This window comes from Oceanobacillus sp. J11TS1 (genome assembly GCF_018333215.1).
Classification (GTDB): Bacteria; Bacillota; Bacilli; order Bacillales; family Amphibacillaceae; genus Oceanobacillus.
Genome location: NZ_BORO01000013.1, coordinates 58,927 through 77,469 on the forward strand (window position 1 = coordinate 58,927; position 18,543 = coordinate 77,469).

General features: G+C 38.7%; 21 protein-coding genes and 1 riboswitch. Of the genes, 4 read left to right on the top strand and 17 right to left on the bottom strand.

Going from position 1 to position 18,543, the window contains the following annotated elements; translation table 11 throughout:
• Positions 1-94: 94 nt before the first annotated feature.
• From solA to KI343_RS11750, 7 genes are all read right to left on the bottom strand, one after another.
• Positions 95-1,234, bottom strand: a complete 1,140-nt coding sequence (solA, locus tag KI343_RS11720; RefSeq protein WP_212926613.1) for an N-methyl-L-tryptophan oxidase — start codon at positions 1,232-1,234, stop codon at positions 95-97.
• 113 nt (positions 1,235-1,347) lie between these two features.
• Positions 1,348-2,766: a sodium:solute symporter family protein gene (locus tag KI343_RS11725; RefSeq protein ID WP_212926614.1), complete on the bottom strand. Its 1,419-nt coding sequence runs from the start codon at positions 2,764-2,766 to the stop codon at positions 1,348-1,350.
• A 74-nt stretch (positions 2,767-2,840) separates the two neighbouring features.
• Positions 2,841-3,929 (bottom strand): NAD(P)/FAD-dependent oxidoreductase, encoded by a 1,089-nt coding sequence (locus KI343_RS11730; RefSeq protein WP_212926615.1) that lies wholly within the window; start codon positions 3,927-3,929, stop codon positions 2,841-2,843.
• A gap of 1 nt (position 3,930) precedes the next feature.
• Positions 3,931-4,251 (bottom strand): (2Fe-2S)-binding protein, encoded by a 321-nt coding sequence (locus KI343_RS11735; protein ID WP_212926616.1) that lies wholly within the window; start codon positions 4,249-4,251, stop codon positions 3,931-3,933.
• Positions 4,244-5,359: an NAD(P)/FAD-dependent oxidoreductase gene (locus KI343_RS11740; RefSeq protein WP_212926617.1), complete on the bottom strand. Its 1,116-nt coding sequence runs from the start codon at positions 5,357-5,359 to the stop codon at positions 4,244-4,246. The genes KI343_RS11735 and KI343_RS11740 overlap by 8 nt, the downstream gene beginning before the upstream one ends.
• Positions 5,349-5,672 (bottom strand): (2Fe-2S)-binding protein, encoded by a 324-nt coding sequence (locus KI343_RS11745; protein WP_212926618.1) that lies wholly within the window; start codon positions 5,670-5,672, stop codon positions 5,349-5,351. Before KI343_RS11745 ends, KI343_RS11740 begins: the two co-directional genes overlap by 11 nt.
• Positions 5,673-5,799: 127 nt before the next feature.
• Positions 5,800-6,522, bottom strand: coding sequence for a GntR family transcriptional regulator (locus KI343_RS11750; protein ID WP_212926619.1), 723 nt, complete (start codon positions 6,520-6,522; stop codon positions 5,800-5,802).
• A gap of 381 nt (positions 6,523-6,903) precedes the next feature.
• Here KI343_RS11750 and KI343_RS11755 point away from each other — a divergent pair, with 381 nt between their 5' ends.
• A complete protein-coding gene (locus tag KI343_RS11755; RefSeq protein WP_212926620.1) occupies positions 6,904-7,923 on the top strand; it encodes a TDT family transporter in 1,020 nt (339 codons plus the stop codon).
• 179 nt (positions 7,924-8,102) lie between these two features.
• Here KI343_RS11755 and KI343_RS11760 read toward each other — a convergent pair whose 3' ends face one another.
• The 7 genes from KI343_RS11760 to wrbA all read right to left on the bottom strand — a co-directional run bounded on the left by KI343_RS11760 (position 8,103) and on the right by wrbA (position 13,787).
• Entirely contained in the window at positions 8,103-8,672 is a 570-nt protein-coding gene (locus KI343_RS11760) for a DUF4256 domain-containing protein (protein WP_212926621.1), read from the bottom strand.
• Between the two features lie 244 nt (positions 8,673-8,916).
• The gene (locus tag KI343_RS11765) at positions 8,917-9,939 is read right to left on the bottom strand and encodes a ThiF family adenylyltransferase (protein WP_212926622.1); all 1,023 of its coding nucleotides are present in this window, start codon (positions 9,937-9,939) and stop codon (positions 8,917-8,919) included.
• Complete coding sequence (locus KI343_RS11770; RefSeq protein WP_212926623.1) at positions 9,929-10,699, bottom strand: thiazole synthase; 771 nt, start codon at positions 10,697-10,699, stop codon at positions 9,929-9,931. Before KI343_RS11770 ends, KI343_RS11765 begins: the two co-directional genes overlap by 11 nt.
• Before the next feature lie 4 nt (positions 10,700-10,703).
• Entirely contained in the window at positions 10,704-10,907 is a 204-nt protein-coding gene (thiS, locus tag KI343_RS11775; protein ID WP_212926624.1) for a sulfur carrier protein ThiS, read from the bottom strand.
• The gene (thiO, locus tag KI343_RS11780) at positions 10,904-12,040 is read right to left on the bottom strand and encodes a glycine oxidase ThiO (protein ID WP_212926625.1); all 1,137 of its coding nucleotides are present in this window, start codon (positions 12,038-12,040) and stop codon (positions 10,904-10,906) included. The genes thiS and thiO overlap by 4 nt, the downstream gene beginning before the upstream one ends.
• Positions 12,041-12,054: 14 nt before the next feature.
• Entirely contained in the window at positions 12,055-12,654 is a 600-nt protein-coding gene (locus KI343_RS11785; protein ID WP_212926626.1) for a thiamine phosphate synthase, read from the bottom strand.
• Positions 12,655-12,773: 119 nt separating this feature from the next.
• A riboswitch (TPP riboswitch) is annotated at positions 12,774-12,870 on the bottom strand.
• A 305-nt stretch (positions 12,871-13,175) separates the two neighbouring features.
• Complete coding sequence (gene wrbA / locus KI343_RS11790; protein WP_212926627.1) at positions 13,176-13,787, bottom strand: NAD(P)H:quinone oxidoreductase type IV; 612 nt, start codon at positions 13,785-13,787, stop codon at positions 13,176-13,178.
• A gap of 546 nt (positions 13,788-14,333) precedes the next feature.
• Between wrbA and KI343_RS11795 the strand changes: the two genes are divergently transcribed.
• Together KI343_RS11795 and KI343_RS11800 are read left to right on the top strand one after the other, a co-directional pair.
• Entirely contained in the window at positions 14,334-14,573 is a 240-nt protein-coding gene (locus KI343_RS11795) for a DNA alkylation repair protein (RefSeq protein ID WP_212926628.1), read from the top strand.
• 31 nt (positions 14,574-14,604) lie between these two features.
• Positions 14,605-14,757, top strand: coding sequence for a small acid-soluble spore protein P (locus tag KI343_RS11800; RefSeq protein WP_212926629.1), 153 nt, complete (start codon positions 14,605-14,607; stop codon positions 14,755-14,757).
• Between the two features lie 178 nt (positions 14,758-14,935).
• Here the strand turns inward: KI343_RS11800 and KI343_RS11805 are convergent, their stop codons facing one another.
• Entirely contained in the window at positions 14,936-16,645 is a 1,710-nt protein-coding gene (locus tag KI343_RS11805) for a DNA-binding protein (protein ID WP_212926630.1), read from the bottom strand.
• A gap of 435 nt (positions 16,646-17,080) precedes the next feature.
• On the opposite strand from KI343_RS11805, the gene KI343_RS11810 reads away from it, so the two are divergent.
• Positions 17,081-17,248, top strand: coding sequence for a hypothetical protein (locus KI343_RS11810; RefSeq protein ID WP_212926631.1), 168 nt, complete (start codon positions 17,081-17,083; stop codon positions 17,246-17,248).
• Between the two features lie 194 nt (positions 17,249-17,442).
• On the opposite strand, the gene KI343_RS11815 is transcribed toward KI343_RS11810, so the two are convergent.
• Both KI343_RS11815 and KI343_RS11820 read right to left on the bottom strand, forming a co-directional pair.
• A complete protein-coding gene (locus tag KI343_RS11815; protein WP_212926632.1) occupies positions 17,443-17,955 on the bottom strand; it encodes a GNAT family N-acetyltransferase in 513 nt (170 codons plus the stop codon).
• Between the two features lie 38 nt (positions 17,956-17,993).
• Positions 17,994-18,413 carry a nucleoside 2-deoxyribosyltransferase gene (locus tag KI343_RS11820; RefSeq protein ID WP_212926633.1) on the bottom strand — a complete coding sequence of 140 codons (420 nt, stop codon included), beginning with the start codon at positions 18,411-18,413 and terminating at the stop codon, positions 17,994-17,996.
• Positions 18,414-18,543 lie beyond the last annotated feature (130 nt).

Here is an 18,543-nt window from a genome sequence, read left to right on the forward strand (position 1 = left end):
CATACAAAATCTCGTCTGAAAGAAAGTTGAAAAAGAAAGCAAAGAAAATACCCTTAAATAGGATTTATCTAATTAATTCAAGTACTTCTTTGGACTATTCCACTCCTTTTAAAATCCTTCCCGGTTCAAGATGGCTAATATTACTTTCGGTTTTTCCGTCAATCATTAACTCGGCAATAATTTTTCCTATTACAGGCGATAGCTTAAATCCGTGTCCAGAGAAACCACTTGCTACAAAAACATTCTTCCAGTCTGGTAATTCTCCTAATAATGCATGGTCATCAGGCGTATATGCATCCATATATGCACTTGCTCTAACAGGATCAGGAAATAGAGCAGGCAATAGCGTTTCTACTGCTTCACTAATTCTTTCTAACTCTTTAGGATAAACATCCCTATATAATTCTTCAGGATCTTCAATAGCTAAAGGGTCTTTTGTATAAGAGGCTTTAACCATTGACCCATCCAAAGTAGGTACTCCTGTAAGTCTAAAATCCCCTCGCATTCTAGCAAAAATAGGAAGCCTATCTGCCCCTGTATCAGCAAGGTTTTTAGGCGCAAACCATGTTAATAATAACCTTCTTGGTATCAATTGTTCCTGTAATTCTGGCATCAATTTCGAGGTCCATGCACCTGTGGAAATGAGCACTTTTCCAACCTTGTATTTTTTTCCGTCGTCAGTGATAATCCTCACCCCGCCGCTTTCAGGGGTAAGATTATCCACCTTCGTATATCTCTTAATGTTAGCACCGTGCGCCATTGCCAAATGAGATGCAGATACTACTGCCATTTCCGGTCGGATGAAGCCTGCCTCTTTATCTAACACTACCAAATCGTCATCATAGAATGTAAACTGAGGGTATCTATGCCTAGCCTGATCTCCTTTTAATATCTCGTGAGGCAGATTAAAATCGGAAATACTTTTTAAAACATTTCTTATTACATCAGAGTCTTCTTCTCCGATCATTAAACCACCATTTAAAGTTAGAAGTGAATTTCCACTTTCCTTCTCCAGTTTCCTCCATAATTCTTTTGCCTTCAGGAGCAGCGGTACATATTGAGGACCTTCCATGTAAGCGGTCCGGAAAAGACGAGACTCACCTCCGGCTGCTGTCCGATCATTTCCAAGTCCAAATTGTTCAAACCCCAAGACCGAAACACCTTTTTTAGCAAGTTGCCATGCCGCCATACTCCCCATCGTACCAACCCCAATAATACCTACTTCTGCATCCATATTGATTCCTCCCCGTATCCCTCAAATAATTGTGTTGGATACTATTTTCAAAGAAATAAAATACACAACCTATTTTTAAACAAATTGATATATTCTGAAATCTAAACTTCTATTTATAGACCCGAAACTTTCTTCTCTGTATTACTTTCATACCTAAATAGCATACTAATAAGAATAAAACCGACCAAAGAGCTAACAACACCGTACACAGCATATGGAATAGATGTATCAATTATTTGGGCAACTGCTGCTCCAATTACTCCGAAAAAGATTCCTCCCATCGCTCCTTTTGCGGAAAGAACTTTTCTATGGCGAAGCGCAATCCCTAAGAAAATCGGTATAAGCAATCCTGCTGCAGAATAAGCGTAAGTTGCCTGCAACCATCCTAAAGCTCTCGGATAGTACAGTGATAAAACAATAGCCAAAATAACGATTATAACAGTGAGTCCCCTGGAAGTTCTAACAAGATCGCGATCCGTTACATCTGGGTTAATATAGGATTTGTAAATATCGTTCGTAATATTTACTACTACAGACTGTACAGCACTACTTACTGTAGACATGATTGTAGCAATAATGAATGCTGAGTAGATTGCCAGAAACCATGTTGGAATCTGTGTTAAAAACCACCCCGCTGCAAGCTCAGAGTTTTCAAGGCCTGGATTTTGTGACAAAATAGAGATCCCCATAAAGGACGCCCATATTCCAGAAATTAATCCAGCAATTGCGGCAATGATAAACCCTTGTTTTGCAGTTTTTGCATCCTTTGCTGCATAAATCCTCTGATAAGACATCTGATTCGTAAGCGCTCCTGGAAAAATGGCAAATATCCAAAGTACCACAGTCGCCATTCCTATTGCCCCCATTCCTTCAGGAAGTGCTACGAAGTTTTCTGGAACATTAGATACAATGTTCGACCAGCCGCCAGCCATATCCAACATATAAATACCGCTTACAATCGAAAGGACCAGTATAAAACAACCAAAGACAAAATCAGTCCATGCTACGGAGGCTAGTCCTCCTGGTAAAACAAATAGTAAACTAATTGCAGCAAATATTATTACAAGTAGGGTAAAGGAAATCCCGGTAATTTCTGCAAATAAATTACCAAACGCTACTAACTGCGTGCACAGCCAACCAAAAGGAACCACAATCGCCAATACAGTAACGGCGCTCATCATTATTTTATGGTCACCATATAGTCGTTTGAAAATATCCGGTAAAGTGGAGAAATTTTGCTTCTTTAACCAGCCAGCAAGCATGACGAGCAGTATAATACCAACAGAATAAAGCAGATTATACGTAATAGCTGACCATCCTGCACTGTATCCTATACCTACGTGGGCAACAAGCACTCCACCTCCCATTCCTGTAGCAAATTGAGTTCCCGCAACAACATATACTGGCAGAGACCTGCCACCCACATTCCAGTTTTCAATTCCTTTCTGTCTTCTTCCAACAAGAAAGGAGATTAATACTCCAATACCTAAAACAATGACTGAGCTTATCACTATCGCTACTGTAGGACTCATTATTTTCCTCCCTCTATATACTGTCTCTTTCGTTTTCTCAAGGCTAACGTTTTCCCCTAATAAAAATAATCCATTTACCTACTCTGTATTCCGTTAAATCTTTCCAGACTGAAGCGTGAAAGATTGATGGATGTTTCCCCTTCTGTCAGCAATTCCGTCATTAAGGTTCCTATGAGCGGGGACAAGGTTATACCACTATGCATTGCTATTACATAGGCACCTTCCATTCCAGGAACTTCATCTAGAATCGGGAAACCGTCCTCCGGCATTACCCGAATACCTGAAAAACAACGGACAATGTTTGCCTTGGAAAGCGCAGGAATAAAATCGATTGCCATTCTTGCCGTTTGTTGCATCACATCCAATGTTGATCTTCTATCATAACCCACCTCCTCTTTGGAATAACCGATTAGGACTTCCCCGTTATCTGCCTGGCGAATCCCACCGATTGTATATTTTAGAAACGGTTGCAGCGGTTCTGTTACTAGAATTTGTCCCCGAACTTGCTTCACTGGCATGTCCATACCGAGCATTTTCCCTAACTCCTTTGACCACGGTCCGCCTGCCAGGACTATTTTTTTGGAACGAAAGCTGCCTTTCTGTGTTTTTACCTGAAATATATCACCTGATTTTTCAATATCATTTACTGGATTGTAGAAAGAACAGTGTACCCCGTTTTTTCTTGCAGCTTTTACGTATAATTCAACAAGCCTAAATGGATTTACATTTCCATCTATTTTGCTGAATGTAGCCCCTGCTATCTCGGGGGAGAGGCTTGGCTCTTTTTCCAGAACCTCCTCCCGATTTAAAACTTCTATTTCAATACCGACTTCTGCCTGTTTTTCAGCAAGTCTTAGAGCAGATTCTCTTTCTGCTTCGTTGAAAAAAGGAGCTATTCCTCCAGTTCTTTTATACTCCACATCCCCAATTTTTTTCTCTAGAAACGGATATAATTCAGCACTCAACATACTTAACTCCCCATACCAGGAAGGCGTCTTACTGTGTACCCATACCCATGCCTGCGTAGAACCAGATGTACCAGATAACGGAAACCCCTTATCTATTAAAAGAACTTCATGTTTTTTACTCTCTGAAAGGTGATAAGCAACACTGCTTCCAATTACCCCGCTGCCAACAACGATTACATCAAATAAATTATCCATTTTATGATTCACCATCTTCCACTGATTCACCAAATACCGATACCACATTACTGCCTTCACTATCTTGCGCAAGCGTACTCATCCTCACCATTTTCAAGGGCATCCGCAGTCTTGGCAGGCTCACTTCATTCAAAGGCATACCTGTATATTCAGCGATAATTTCATTTACTGGATAAAAACACGTTTTTGATTGACAAGGTCCCATCCCGCATCTAGTAAGACGTTTAATATCGTCAAATGTTTCTGCTCCATTTTTAATGGCGGTCTCGATTTCATCTATATTGATTTCTTCACACCGGCAAACAATCGTTGATTTATCCATTATGTGCCCCTCCGTTTACCATGTTAAATTCCTCAGGAAAAGCCATTCCAATCTTTTGATGAAAACCCTCTATTAGTTCAGACCTTGCCCGGAACGTCTTCTCATTTTCTCTCTTCTCTATTTCCGCTAATTCTTTCCACAACTCTTTTCTCTGAGCCTCAGCTTCTTCTTGTTCCATGAATCCAAGCTCTTCCAAAGCACCAATTGCAGCGATTTCCCCTGTTAACAGGACTGGTCCTATGGTAGTGATCCCAGCTGCATTCCCTGCAATATAACAAGAAGGGTTACTTGTTTGGAAATAAACATTATACTCTGGCAGCCAACCACCAAGTTCTTTATGATAAGCAAGGTTGCAACCCATAATTTCAAAAGGTTCGATGATTGGATCGAATCCGTTTGCAATGCAAATAAGATCTGCCTCCATTTCATATAACCCAGCAGGAGTCTTAACCACAACTTTATTCAATTCCTCTTTACCAGTTGCTGATTCAATGGTGCTATTGAGATAAACAGGAACGTTTTTCATATCGTGCAGTAGCTCCATATCTGAACTGATCATTTGCTCTTTATCTTCTACAATAGCTTTTATAGTTACCCCACACGCTTTAAGCTGCCTTGCCACCTCGAGGGAGTAATCATTCGAGCCCAGCATAACCGCATTCTTTCCAGGAAGTACCCGTTCTCTATTGATTAATATTTGAGCTGCTCCTGCAGTCATCACGCCAGGTATAGTCCAGCCGGGAAATATTTTTGCTTTTTCTGCTGCTCCAGGGGCAATTATATTTTTTTGTGATTGAATTGCAAAGGTCTTCTCTCCATCAGTGACGCCAATATTTTCGTTCCTGTAAGAGCCAATCATAATATGTTTTTTTAGGATCTTTACTTTTGATGCTTCCAATTTTTTAATTAAATCATTTCCTAATGCGGTACCGCGGACTTTTTCCTCGCTTCCCGGCAATGGAGCAAAATGCTGTGTCTGTTGCCTTAACTGACCGCCTAATGAAAAAGATTCATCAACCAATATTACCCTTGCTCCCGCCCGGTCAGCAGTTATAGCTGCACTCATCCCTGCAGGCCCACCACCTATCACTAATATGTCAGTTTCCATTGCTTTCACCCCTCACATCGGGATCGCTTTCATTAGAAGAAACTCTCATTCCTTCTTCTACTAAAGTCGTGCAACTAAGCACATGTTCCAGTCCATTTATCGTCACAAAACAGCTCGTACACCTTCCGTTAGCGCAAAATACCCCTCTAGCTTTATTTAATTTTCTGCTTGCGCCCAGTTTACGAATGCTATTTGCCATCAGAGCTGCTGCGACAGTTTGTCCTTTTTTCGCTTTCAAAGATTGGTTATTAAAATAAAAAATAACTTCTTCATTAAATTTCTTATCTAGTACTGGATGTTCCGTAATTTGCATATGCAGCCTCCTTAAGATAATATCTTTAAAACTATTAAACGCGCCGTATCCTACAGTTTATTATGGATTAAAATATAATATTATAACTTTATAATATAAAACCCGTTTAAAATGACGAAATTAGAATTTAAAGGTTAATCTCCAGAAAGTATTCGGCATTTTTAAACACAGACATACACCTTGAATATTCAACTACACGTTCTTCCTTTAACGTCGTACATCTGTCCAACACAAGCAGCGGGCATCCAATTGGGATATTTAAAAGAGAAGACTCATCCCGATCTGCTGCTTTGGTTGATATAAATACCTTGGCTTTGTCTAACGGAAGACCGTATTTTTTTAAGAATATATTATAGAGCAACTCGTTTTCAATATCCTCCTGCGTTAAGTTTGGCGCAAAATTGACTGGAATGAATGAATCTTCAATAATAGAAGGTATTCCATTCTCCAGCTTTAACCTAGAAATATGATATACCTTATCACTAGCAGCTAACTTTAAATTCTCTCTTACTTCGCTATCCGGTTTTATTTTGTTAAAACCGATAATTTTATGAGGATACTTTTTTCCCTCATCAAATTTATTTTGTATGGATACAAACTTGGATAAATCTGTTTTTTCTTGATAATTCACAAACGTTCCTTTTCCGCTTTTTCGATATAAATGGCCGCTATCCACCAAATCCAAGACCGCGCGCTTTATCGTAATCGTACTTACTTGAAAAAGTTCAGATAACTCTTTTTCAGTAGGAATTTTGTATCCTTGTTCCCATTCTCTCGAAACGATCTTCTGTTCTAAATATTTTTTCACTTGCTCATATAATGGCAAAGAACCATTATTTTTTAATAACATGCCTATGCTCCTCTTTAATAATAAATTATATTTTTCTTAATATTTTATAAATTAAAATTTATTATAGCTGTATGTTTGTTGAGAGTCAACTTGTTTTCTGTTTTTTCTAAAATCTATAAATTTAAACTATACCCATTAAATTGCAGCATTTATTTCTTGAAATCCTAAATTCGCTTGTCCTACTATTCGTTGGTATTAATAGCTTAATAAGTCAAGAGCCCCAGCGCTTCACTATCAACATTCACTATTTTCCTTTTCTACTATATTTTAAGAAACACACACCGCACTCTTTAACTCCTAAAAGTGCTATAATATCACTTGGTGATTAATTTGTTATACGTAATTATTTTCTTATTACTTTCTATATGTGCCATATCTTATATGGTTAAAAATAAACGTTATATGAAAACGGCAGAGATGGCTCTCGTCATGGCGCTTGGGATATTAATGCACGGGGTATTACCATATTATTTAGGCGCAGCATTTAATGAAAGTGTGCTCTCTAATATCTTCGTAACGATTGTTTTAGCGATATGGATTAATTTTATCTTTTCTATTCTTACATCCTGTCACAGTGGAAAATTTAAAGAGCTTCATCTGTCCGATCCTATGAACCTGTTCGGCATCGGGACGTGGGTAGCAGCATCTTCTATTTGTGGAGTTTTAATTGTAAATCATTTTCCACAGCTCGACTTCCTTCCAAAAATTATTTTATTTTTAAATATTTTATTATGGCTTTATTTTATATGTCATTCCATACAAGCATTTCTTAAAATCTGTCAAAATCAAATGCTTTTATTAAAAAGTTCCCATGGAATTTTTCTTTTAACGACGGTCAGCACACAATCGATTGTGGTCTTTCTACATTATGTTTTTCATGGAACTCCCGGATTCCTCTTAATGACAATGATGGGAATAGGATTATTATTCTATCTAATCAGTGCTTTTTTAATCCTAAAGAGATATATGACAATACCTTGGTCAGTGGAAAGAGATTGGAAAAATACGAATTGTATTTTACATGGCGCATTATCCATTTCTGGACTTGCTGCTATTCTTTCAGATGTAGTTAATGATCAGCTGATTTTGTTCTTTTGGATTTTTACAATCTTTATTTTCCTCATCATCGAGTCTATTGAGATCTTTAGGATATACAGGCGAATTGACAGCTATGGATTAAAAAAAGGAATCTTCATTTATGATGTTTCGCAATGGAGCAGAGTGTTTACGTTTGCGATGTTTTATACATTTACTTCTTATATCCATTGTTCTGAAACACTTTTAACAATGATTCAATCTGCTGTGCTTCAATTTGGTATTTGGGTTATTGTATTCCTTATTTTGTTTGAGGTTTTGCTTATCGTGGAGGAACATAGGAAAACAATTCGGATGGATAGGTAGTCTATCTACCTTCCTATCCAAAATTGTGCAAAGGATAGATAAAAAAGCTTGATTAAAAACAGCATTTCTACTGATTTAAAATCAAACTTGTTCAAACGTTTGTTTAATTGATTCTGTATTGTGTAAAACCATACGCCATACAAAACTCGCATCGGTTAAGGAATCGTTAAACTACTTCTTTAGACCCTCAATGATCCGCGGAAGCCTCTAGCACCATAATAAGATTCTGCTCCGTTATGATAAACAAAAACGTGTCCAAATCGATAATCACAAAAGAGTGCTCCGCCAAGCTTTCTAATATCAGCAGGTGTTTGTATCCAGCTTGATGTTTTGGCATCGAATGTTCCAAGCTGCTGCAGCTCTCGATATTGTTGTTCTGTCAATAATTCAATTCCCATATCCGCAGCCATATCAATCGCATTATTTTCTGGTTTATGCTTCTTTCTTGATTCGAGTGCCGCGCGGTCATAGCAAACGCTTCTCCGGCCTTTTGGGCTTTCTTTAGAGCAGTCAAAAAAGATGTATTCATCCTTTTCCTTATCATAGCCGACCACATCCGGTTCCCCTTCTGTTCTTTCCATTTCATATAGCGTTTCCAATTTTTCAGGACGGTTCTCCAGCTTGGCTTGAATTGGATGCCAATCAAGATCTGGATGACGATCCCTATTTTTCTCAAAACGCGCTTTCAATGTGTTGAGTAATTGCTCTCGTTCCTCTTGCGTTAGTTCTTTACTATTTTCTATTGTCATTTTCATTCCCCTTTCACTTTTTATTAAAAATAATGAGGAGCCCCTCCATCTATATTTTATTATATCCATGAATAGAGGATATTTCATTTTTTAGTGGAATTTATTTTAAAGCAAAAAGCGGGATGTGAAAAGGTATAATTTTATACTGATTCCCTGCACGAGATGGCTAAGTAATCCCCAAAAATAATCCCTTAATGCTCCTTCCAAGCACAAGAGGGATTATTTTTGGTTTTATCAGAGAGGATTATCCTAGGTATCGATGATAAATTGTTTTCGCCTCCAGCTGATCCATTGTCCCATGTATCAAAACTCTCCCATCTTGGAAGAGGACGACACGAAAGGAATCTACTTCAAAAGAAAGCAAATAAGGATTCTGAAATAGCTTGATTTGGTTATTCTTCTGCAATTCTTTTGCTACCTCTGCCAAATCTGTCTTTTTACGTTGAGGACGCAGCTGAACCGTATTTCTTCCGCATAATACAGCTGTTTTTAAGCGAGCATCATAAGCTAAATTCGGATAACTTCTTTTTTCTGAACAAGATGGACAATCGGCTTTACGTAAGGAGGCCACCTCGATTTCTGTATGCTGGTTTTCCCAAAGATCAAAGGCTATCAGCTTTCCTGATAGAGCTGCTTCATTACCTGTTAACAACTTTAACGCCTCTGTTACTTGCTGGGACACAACCTTTTGCACAACGGGCTGGATAATACCAACACTATCACAAGTGGCACCGTTATTTGGAATGTACTCCGCTAGGCATTGTAAGCAAGGTGTTTTATCGGGAAGCACCGTAAAGGTAACCCCATAGCTTGCTACAACCGCCCCGTAAATCCAAGGTTTTTGATATTTTTGCGCGGTATCATTCAATAAGAGCCTTGTCTCAAAATTATCAGTGGCATCTATGATCAGATCTACTTTAGGTGCAATTTGTCTTAATAAGTCTATCTCGGCGTCCCCCACAATAGCGTCTATGTGAATATGGCTATTTACTTGAGAAAGTCGTTGTTTAGCAGCAATTGCTTTTGGCGTCTTCTGCCTCATATCCTCTTCACTAAATAACTGCTGCCGCTGTAAATTGCTCTCTTCTACATAATCTCTGTCAATTAATGTTAAGTGGCCAACACCAGCACGAGCCAGTGCTTCAGCGCTGCTTGAGCCAAGCGCTCCAGTTCCGACGATGAGCACATGACTGCGGCTTAGTTTCTCCTGACCAGTCTCTCCAATCGGGGTAAATAGAATTTGTCGCTGATAACGGTTAGTTTCCAACACTAATCCCTTCTTCCGGGCTGCTGGCTACAGCGTAGTTTTTCTTGGGAATTCTTCCTGCTTCATACCCAAGCCGTCCAGCCTGCACCGCATATTTCATCGCTTCAGCCATTTTCACAGGGTCACCCGCTCCTGAGACGGCCGTATTCAATAATACACCATCTGCGCCTAATTCCATGGCATAAGCAGCATCAGCCGGTGACCCAATACCTGCGTCTATGATGACAGGTACGCTAGACTGTTCAATAATAAATGAAAGATTTAACGGATTAATAATGCCCTGTCCGCTGCCAATTGGAGAAGCTCCTGGCATGACAGCATGTGCGCCTGCTTCTTCCAGTTTCTTTGCCAACACGACATCATCTGATGTATAAGGAAGGACTATAAAACCTTCCGCCACCAGCTCTTCCGTTGCTTTTAGTGTCTCAACTGGGTCGGGAAGCAATGTCTTATCACAGCCAATGATCTCCACCTTCACCATGTCACATCGTCCTGAAGCAGCAGCTAATTTAGCAATTCTCACCGCTTCCTTGGCATCCTTCGCTCCTGCTGTATTCGGTAAAAACGTATATTGATTCCCATCAATTTTCTCTAAAAAGTTCGGCAAGGAAGGATCATAAATATTCATCCTTCTTACGGAAAAAGTGAGTACTTCTGTTTCTGATTTATCAACTGCTTGTTTTTGAATATCGAAATCTGGATATTTTCCGGTTCCCAAAAATAAACGAGATTTAAATGAGTAATTTCCAACTTTAAGCATTTGCTTATCCCCCTCCAACAAAATGAACGATCTCAACCTTGTCTCCACTTTCTAATACTGCTTTTTCATGTGCTTCTTTCTGTAATATTTGTTGATTATGCTCCACAATCAACGGTTTATCTTCTAATCCTAGAAAATCAATTAATCCTTTGATGTGCTTTATATCTTCTTGTACTTCTAAACCATTGCCATTCACTGTTATTTTCATTTTGGCTCACCTGCCTTTGCCAGTTTATTGCTCCCGTGGCGATTTACTTTAAAACTTTCATAATAATAGGCATGAACCGGCTTATTTTCTATTAAATCAGCCATATAAATACCTGTTCGGGGTGACAACAATATGCCGTTTCGATAATGTCCCTTTGCAACATATAGTCCTAGAACGCCTGGAACTTCTCCCATGTACGGCTTTTCATCAGCGGTAGCAGGTCTGATCCCTGCCCAAAAGCCGTTTATCTTTGCCTCTGCAAGCTTTGGAACTATTTCTTGTGCACGCGATAACAGCCTGTGAACACTTGCAACACTTACATGCTTATCGGTTTCACCAGGTATAGAAGATGCTCCGACAATTACTTTTCCACCTTGCTTTGGAACAAGGTAACAGCCATCCATCCAAAGCGTCGTTTGAAATAAGTCCGGCTCCACTTCTAATGATAGGCATTCCCCCTTTACAGGAAGAGTCGCATAATCAGGAAGCAGTTCATCGCCAAAGGCTCCTGTCGCAATGATTACTTGGCCAGCGTAATAAGCCGCTTCTGTAGTGCGTACACCGTGAATCATGCCTTCTCCCATGATCAGCTCGATTACTTTTTCCCGCTCATGGAAGACCGCTCCATGATGAGATGCAGCTAAAGAAAATGCCTTTGTGAGATTTGGGGCACAAACTTGGCCATCATTCGGCAAATAAAGGACAGCGCTAACATGTTCTGTTAAGCTTGCTTCCATCTCTCTTGCTTCCTCGATTGACAACATGTAGGCTGGATTACCAACCTCTTGTTGAAAAGCTGCTATCGCCGTAAGCTTATGGTGTTGCTGCTGTTGAAAGGCAAACTTCATGATTCCTTTATGGATATACTGGATATCTATCCCTGTTTCTTCCAGCAGTTCTATTGATAAATCTTTAAATAGTGCCCTGCTCTCCTGCGCAAATTGAAATAGAGAGCTATTCTCTAAAAACTCTCCTTGCGCGCCTAACATCCCTGCCGCAGCGCTTGATGCCTCACAGCCGATTTGATTCCTTTCCAATACAAGTACTTGATAGCCTCTTTTAGCCAGCTGATAAGCAATCGAACAGCCGATTACTCCTCCGCCGACAATTATTTGATCAAAGCGTTTCTTCACCTTCAACCTCCTTCCTAAGCATCCAACACTTCCCGGTAAGCCTTGACAGTTTGTACCGGATCCTTCGCCTGCCAGATACCAGACATGACTGCTATTCCAGCTGCTCCTGCTGTTATTACGGCTTTGGTTCGCAAAGGGGTAATCCCTCCAATAGCAAATACAGGAGCTGACAAGGCAGCCGCTATTTCTTGAAGACCAAGTAATCCTTTAGGCTGCAGACTGGGTTTGGATCTGCTGGCATAAATATGACCATATATCAGAAAATCCGCGCCTTCCTGCTGTGCCTGTTCCGCTTCGATGAAAGAATGAACAGATTTCCCTGCTTTGAGCCTAGGGAAGCTGCTTTTTACAAGATGAACTGGAGGACTATGATATGCCAACTGAACACCTGCACATTGCTTCATCACGGCAATATCGACCCTGTCATTTACAATTACTTTCTCTAAAGGAAATTCGATACTTTCTAGTGCTTCGATAATACCCAGGATGTCTTTCGCTGTCTTGTTTTTCTCACGAATATGCAAATAATTAATATCTTTATGAATCCGCTTCACTATTTGCAAATGCTGTTCGAAAAAACTGCCATCACTGATGAGATGCAATTGTTTGCCCATCTCCATTGCCCCCCTCTCTTCCATTGCTCTAGGGACGGCGAAAAAACGAAAAGACCACTAATCCAGCTGTGGACAAGTGGTCTTGAATATATAAAAATTCATCAATCGAATAATATATCGTCATGTTCCTGCCACTTCCCTACGCTAGTGTTAACCAGATCAGGTTCAGAGGGTCCGAAATACTCGTCTCAGCCAAAGGCTCCCCTAGTGTTCTTATTTAATTTTCAGATTACTATTAAAGAATAACATATAATATTTTATTTTCAAAGATATTTGTTCAGAAGCATTGGGACATTTTGAAGAGAGAAAAACTTATCTTCATTCTTCAAAGGCACTATACCTTTCTTGATACGCAAAATCATTTACGATTGGTTTTCCTCACATTTAGCAGTTACTTTTGAGTAACCTATGATTTTCATATAATTTATATTCCCCCGCTATTCATTTACATTTACAGGTTTTTGTATCAAAAAAGGCAATACCATCTAAAATAGAGGTACCACCTTTTCCTATATAATTAATTATTGATTTCCTTTTTTAACCCATTCTGCAACAGTAATAGTACGTTGAGCTTGATGCTTAACAGCAGCTTGTACATCTTCAACCATTTTTCCGTCTTGATCCACAGTAACACTTGTGCCATAAGGGTTTCCGCCAGAAGCGAATGCAGATTGGTCAGAGTAACCTGGAGGCACAATGATAGCACCCCAGTGCATCATGCTTGTGTATAGTGACAGGATGGTTGCTTCTTGACCACCGTGTGGATTTTGTGCAGAAGACATAGCACTAACCACTTTGTTAACTGTTTTCCCGCTGCCCCAAAGGCCGCCTTGAATATCTAAGAATTGTTTCATTTGAGAAGGTATGTTTCCGAAACGAGTCGGCATACTGAAGATAAGTGCATCTGCCCATTCGATATCTTCTGAAGATGCTACAGGAACATCTTTTGTTGCTTCCACGGTTGCTTTCCATGCAGGATTTCCTTCGATAACAGATTCTGGTGCTAATTCTTGTACTTTTAATACTCTTACTTCCGCACCTTTAGCTTTCGCCGCTTCTGCTGCCCATTTTGCCATCTGGTAGTTGGTACCGCCCATACTATAGAAAATAACTGCTACTTTTACGTTTGACATACTTTCCATCTCCTTTGATTCATTTAATTTACCAAGTAATTTATCTAAAAATCCCATTTATTACACCTTCATATAAGTTACTGTTTCTTTTCCATAACCATCCCCTTTATTGAAGTTTTTCTCTCAATATCTAACCTGTTCTTTTTATGCCTCATCACAGCATTTTTATACTGGATATAATTCATTTCTTTGAAGCATTGGATGGGTTAGTGTTATGTCATTTCTATTTCTCCATTCATTGTTCGGATGAAAATAATAAAAACTTTTAGAAATTCTTCCTCCAGATGATTTTTATTTGATTGCCAATAATCATAAAATATATTTAATCAAATTATAATTAATTCATTTATTTTTAATTCAATACATATTTTATGCTGTATATTCCCTTTTGTCAACATTTTAATTTATAACATTTAATGAACAAACGAATGAAAAATGTTACATAAGAAAGTGCACGCTTAAAACGTTCGTATAATTTAGCATGAATCAGAGAAAATAAACATAAGACGCGTTGCAATCATAATAAAGCAATCGGAGGTGGTTTTTTTGAGCCAGCCATACCAATGCCCTAGATGTAAAACGAACCGGTCCCGTTTTAATGTTATTGAACAAGTAGCAAAGCCAGTAAAATTAGATGTAAATACCGGAGAAGTGCTAAATAATTATGAACAGGAACCGTTAGAAATCTTTCACATCGCCTACAACGGACCTGACAGAAGAATACAGTGCGGGGCATGTGGTTTAATTGAAGACGAAAGCACTTTCACAAATACGAGAGCTTTATAGACTATAGACACATTACGGAGGATTGATGAAGATGACTAAAAACCGAAAAGGACCAAAGCAGCAGGAACAGCCTGATTTGCCTCAAAGTCCAACACAACCTTATGGAGAGCCATTAGCAGGATCTCATAAAGTAAAAAATAAAAACCATTCCAGACAGAATAAGGGTGCATCGCACGATATGTAAATAATCGGAATCAGGATTTTAGTAGCAGTAAATCTAAAAAGATATGCTGCCTCTACCCGTCTTTCAAGTGTATTTCTGCAAGGATTGAAATAAAAATAAAAAGGAAGTTAACATCAAATCGATGGAAACTTCCTCTTGTCTTTATTCTTGACTTAATTCGTACATGTATAGCTTTCCGCTATTCTGTCAATCCCTCAATCTCCATCGCCTCAACGGTTGCTGTTCCATTATCCAACAGTTGTGCTTCTGCTTCGATAGTATCTCCCTGCTCTAGAAAGATTGCTAGCGGGACTTTGCTGGAATTGACAGTATAAATCGTTGTATCCTCTTCAAGTAAAAATTGAACAACTTGCCCTTGCTCTGTTGAGCTCACAAGTACACGACTGACCGTTCCTTGAACCATCTCCGTGGCACTGTCATCCGTAGCTCCCGTATTTCCAGGATCCTGTAACAAAGCCATTCGGTAGGCATCCAGAGCAGCATTCGCTGTATCTCCAAATACGACAAAATCTGAATCGTCCGCCTTAATGTATGCATATTGCTTGTGCAATCCATTTGGGTCTAACACATTAACAACCCAGGTTGGGTTTCCATCAACATTATACAGGACAGGCATAGACCCTTCCCATTTTTTCTCTGGGAATTCCTTATTAACGATTTGTTTTGCTCCATTGCTGTCCATAATACCGTTGTTCTTCTCGCCGCCATAATAAGTAAGCTCTCCCGTACGCGCATTAATTAATGAATAGCCTAATGCCGAATCAATATTTTCTTTCGGAGAAGTCATATCGGTAAAATAGAACATATCGCCGTTCTCGTCAAACATTGGTGTGACACCTGATTCCGTGCCAGATTTGTTTGGAAGCTTTACATCTCTTTTACCAAAGATACTGTTCAACCAGCCATGAACATATTTTCCATAATAATCATTCGTTAACGTAGCCATATCAGAACTTATAGACCCTTCGATAAAATCTGGAGCATCATCTGTTTGATAGGCATTCATATCGCCAGTGACTGGATCAATAACTACCACCTGAAGTTTATCCAGATTCGGTTTATTTGTAATATGCATCGGCTTGTAAATGGTTTGCACATACCATGGCTTTCCGTCATCATCCACTTCTATTTGTGCTTCTCCACTTTGTATATATTGTGGAAACTTATTATAAATCACGCGCTGCACATATTTATGAAAATAACTGGAATTTGTATATTCCATAGGCTCCTCTTCAAACGTCGGCTGCGCATTCACATCAGTCGCAGAAATCGTAAAATATCCTGCCGTTTCTTTTCCACGAATAAACTTCCAGAAATCGGCGAATTCAACCGGAGCAACGTAAACAATTTCGTCCTCCACCTGTTGTACCTGTAACTTGCCTAAGTCATAGAATTGGGCGTTTGGTACAACACTCATCGCTTTCTGAATCTTATTACGTGCAAACTCAGGAGCCACTGTAATTGGCGTTTCATCTTTAGAAAGTGGTTTCGCCTCCCTTTCTTCACTTACCGTAATCGTCTGATGTGCGTTATCCAATACTGTAAAACTTGTAATAATAACAGCTATAAATAGCACTAAAACCAGTCCGTAAATACCAAGTAATGGTGTAAATACTTTTTTCTCCATAAAATTATTTGGTTTTAATATAGCCATTAACGTCGGTAAAAGGACAATAGCTGTAATTAAATTCATCAGCAGCATATTTGGAACGGTTATTGCCGGCATCATAAAATAGTTAACGATCCCCATAACAATAAATCCAAAAATAAATAGTCCTGTAGCGAATTTAAGTACTCTTCCAGTTGATACGGATGAAACAGCAGCTATGATTACTGCTCCAATCACGTACAATATTAAACTAATGAGAGATGCTAATAATATTCCCATTCTGTCTCCCCTCTCTTTGTACTGCAACTATTATTACGATCAAATAAGCATAAAAGATTCACTTTTTATGTAAATAATCATCCAAAATCATGAAAAAACACCCCCTTAACGAAAAAAAGCTGTTTCTATTTCTTCTTGATTTTCTTTTTTTATCCATTCCAACTGCACGTTAACGTGAGTACGTGATCTCCTACTTCAGTAACTTCAGCTTCTGTTTAGCCTCTGTCCCATATACATTCTTTGAGCAGAGGTATTTCTAATGGATGATATTTTCCTAACCTAATATCCTAAGTCCTTCATCCAATATACGACTAATTTTATGCCTATTCAGAAAAATGATATGATATATTTATAAGATGAAATTTTTTTCGTGATAATGATTTCCCTGTGGATACAGTAAAGGAGCGATTGACCATAGAAGGGAGGAAAAGGCTTATGTCTATTGCTGAAAAAATAAGAATGGAAGGTATGGAAGAAGGTAAAAAAGAAGAAAAAATAATAGTAGCCAAAAAGTTACTGCAATTGAAGGTAGATGAAAAGCAAATTATGGAAGCAACAGAATTAACGGCAGAGGAACTAGAACAAATCAAGAAAGAACTATAGCCATGATATAGTGTAAATAAACTTACTGAAATGGAATGAACAGAATAACTTGTCGTGGCGGTTGGTCCAAAAATTTGCATTTAAACAAGGATCAGAAAAAGCTTCCCTCATCACGAAGTTAGCTTTTTCTGATTATTCATTTTCTTCCCGTTTACCTTAAAAAATGAATGATTTCACCAAGAAACGCCATATATTTATTCTTCTGTAGGATTTTCCGGTCCTTTTAGCTTTAATTGATAAAAAGCTAAATCTCTCCATTGGCTAAATTTAAAGCCTGCTTTTTTTATCGTCCCCGCATGTATAAATCCAAACTTCTCATGCATCGCAATGCTTTGCTCATTTGCTGCATCAATTCCGGCAACCATAGTCATATACTCTCTTGCCCTCGCAATAGCAATGATTTCTTTCATTAAAGAGCTTGCAATTCCTTTTTTTCGATACTTCTTATCTACATAAATAGAATGTTCAATGGAGTATTTAAAAGCCGGCCAATCTCGAAAAGGTCCAAATGTCGCAAACCCTGCCACTTTATTATCTTGCTCGTTTACTATAATCGGATAACCTGCTTCCATTTTCTGTTTAAACCAAATTTCCCTGCTTTTAAGTGTTTGTGGCTTATATGTATATACAGCAGTGGTATGAAGAATGGCATCGTTATAAATTTCTAAAATATCCGTTAAATCTTTCTGAGTTGCTTCCCTTATCATGTTTCTCCCCCTTTCAAAGCAGCTTTACTCCCTTTTTATCAAAACATTTCTCCTTCATAAAAAGAGCTAGGCATTGTTTCAAAATCATACTCCCTCAGCTCGTCTAATGTAAGATTCGCGTGAGCGCCTTCATGCACCATTAAATTGCTATCATTACTTAAATGTACTACAATGAATGGTTTATTCGTTCCGTAAGCATATCCTAATTCGAATGCTGTTCCGCTATCTGAATAATTGCCATGGTAGACACCTACAACAATTTCTGCCCAATCAATGAATTTTTTATCATTCGTAAAGGTTTCAATAGACCAGTGTCTTGTTCCCGATTCCAGATGATCCATTTGATTTTTTCTTGGTGAAAAAACCTTTAACCCTTTATCTGCTAAAATTTGTTCAACCTCTTTTAAAGGCTCCATTTCTTTTTCATTAAAGAACGGGCTTGCTAGGTAGACTCTCATGTTTCGTCCTCCTGTCTTTATTTTAAGGTAATTCGTATTTTAGTATATCCGCTTTACCTGTATTTTTTATAATACTACAACTTCTTGTAATACATTTATAAAAGACCTTTCAAAAGGAGTCATGCTCTTT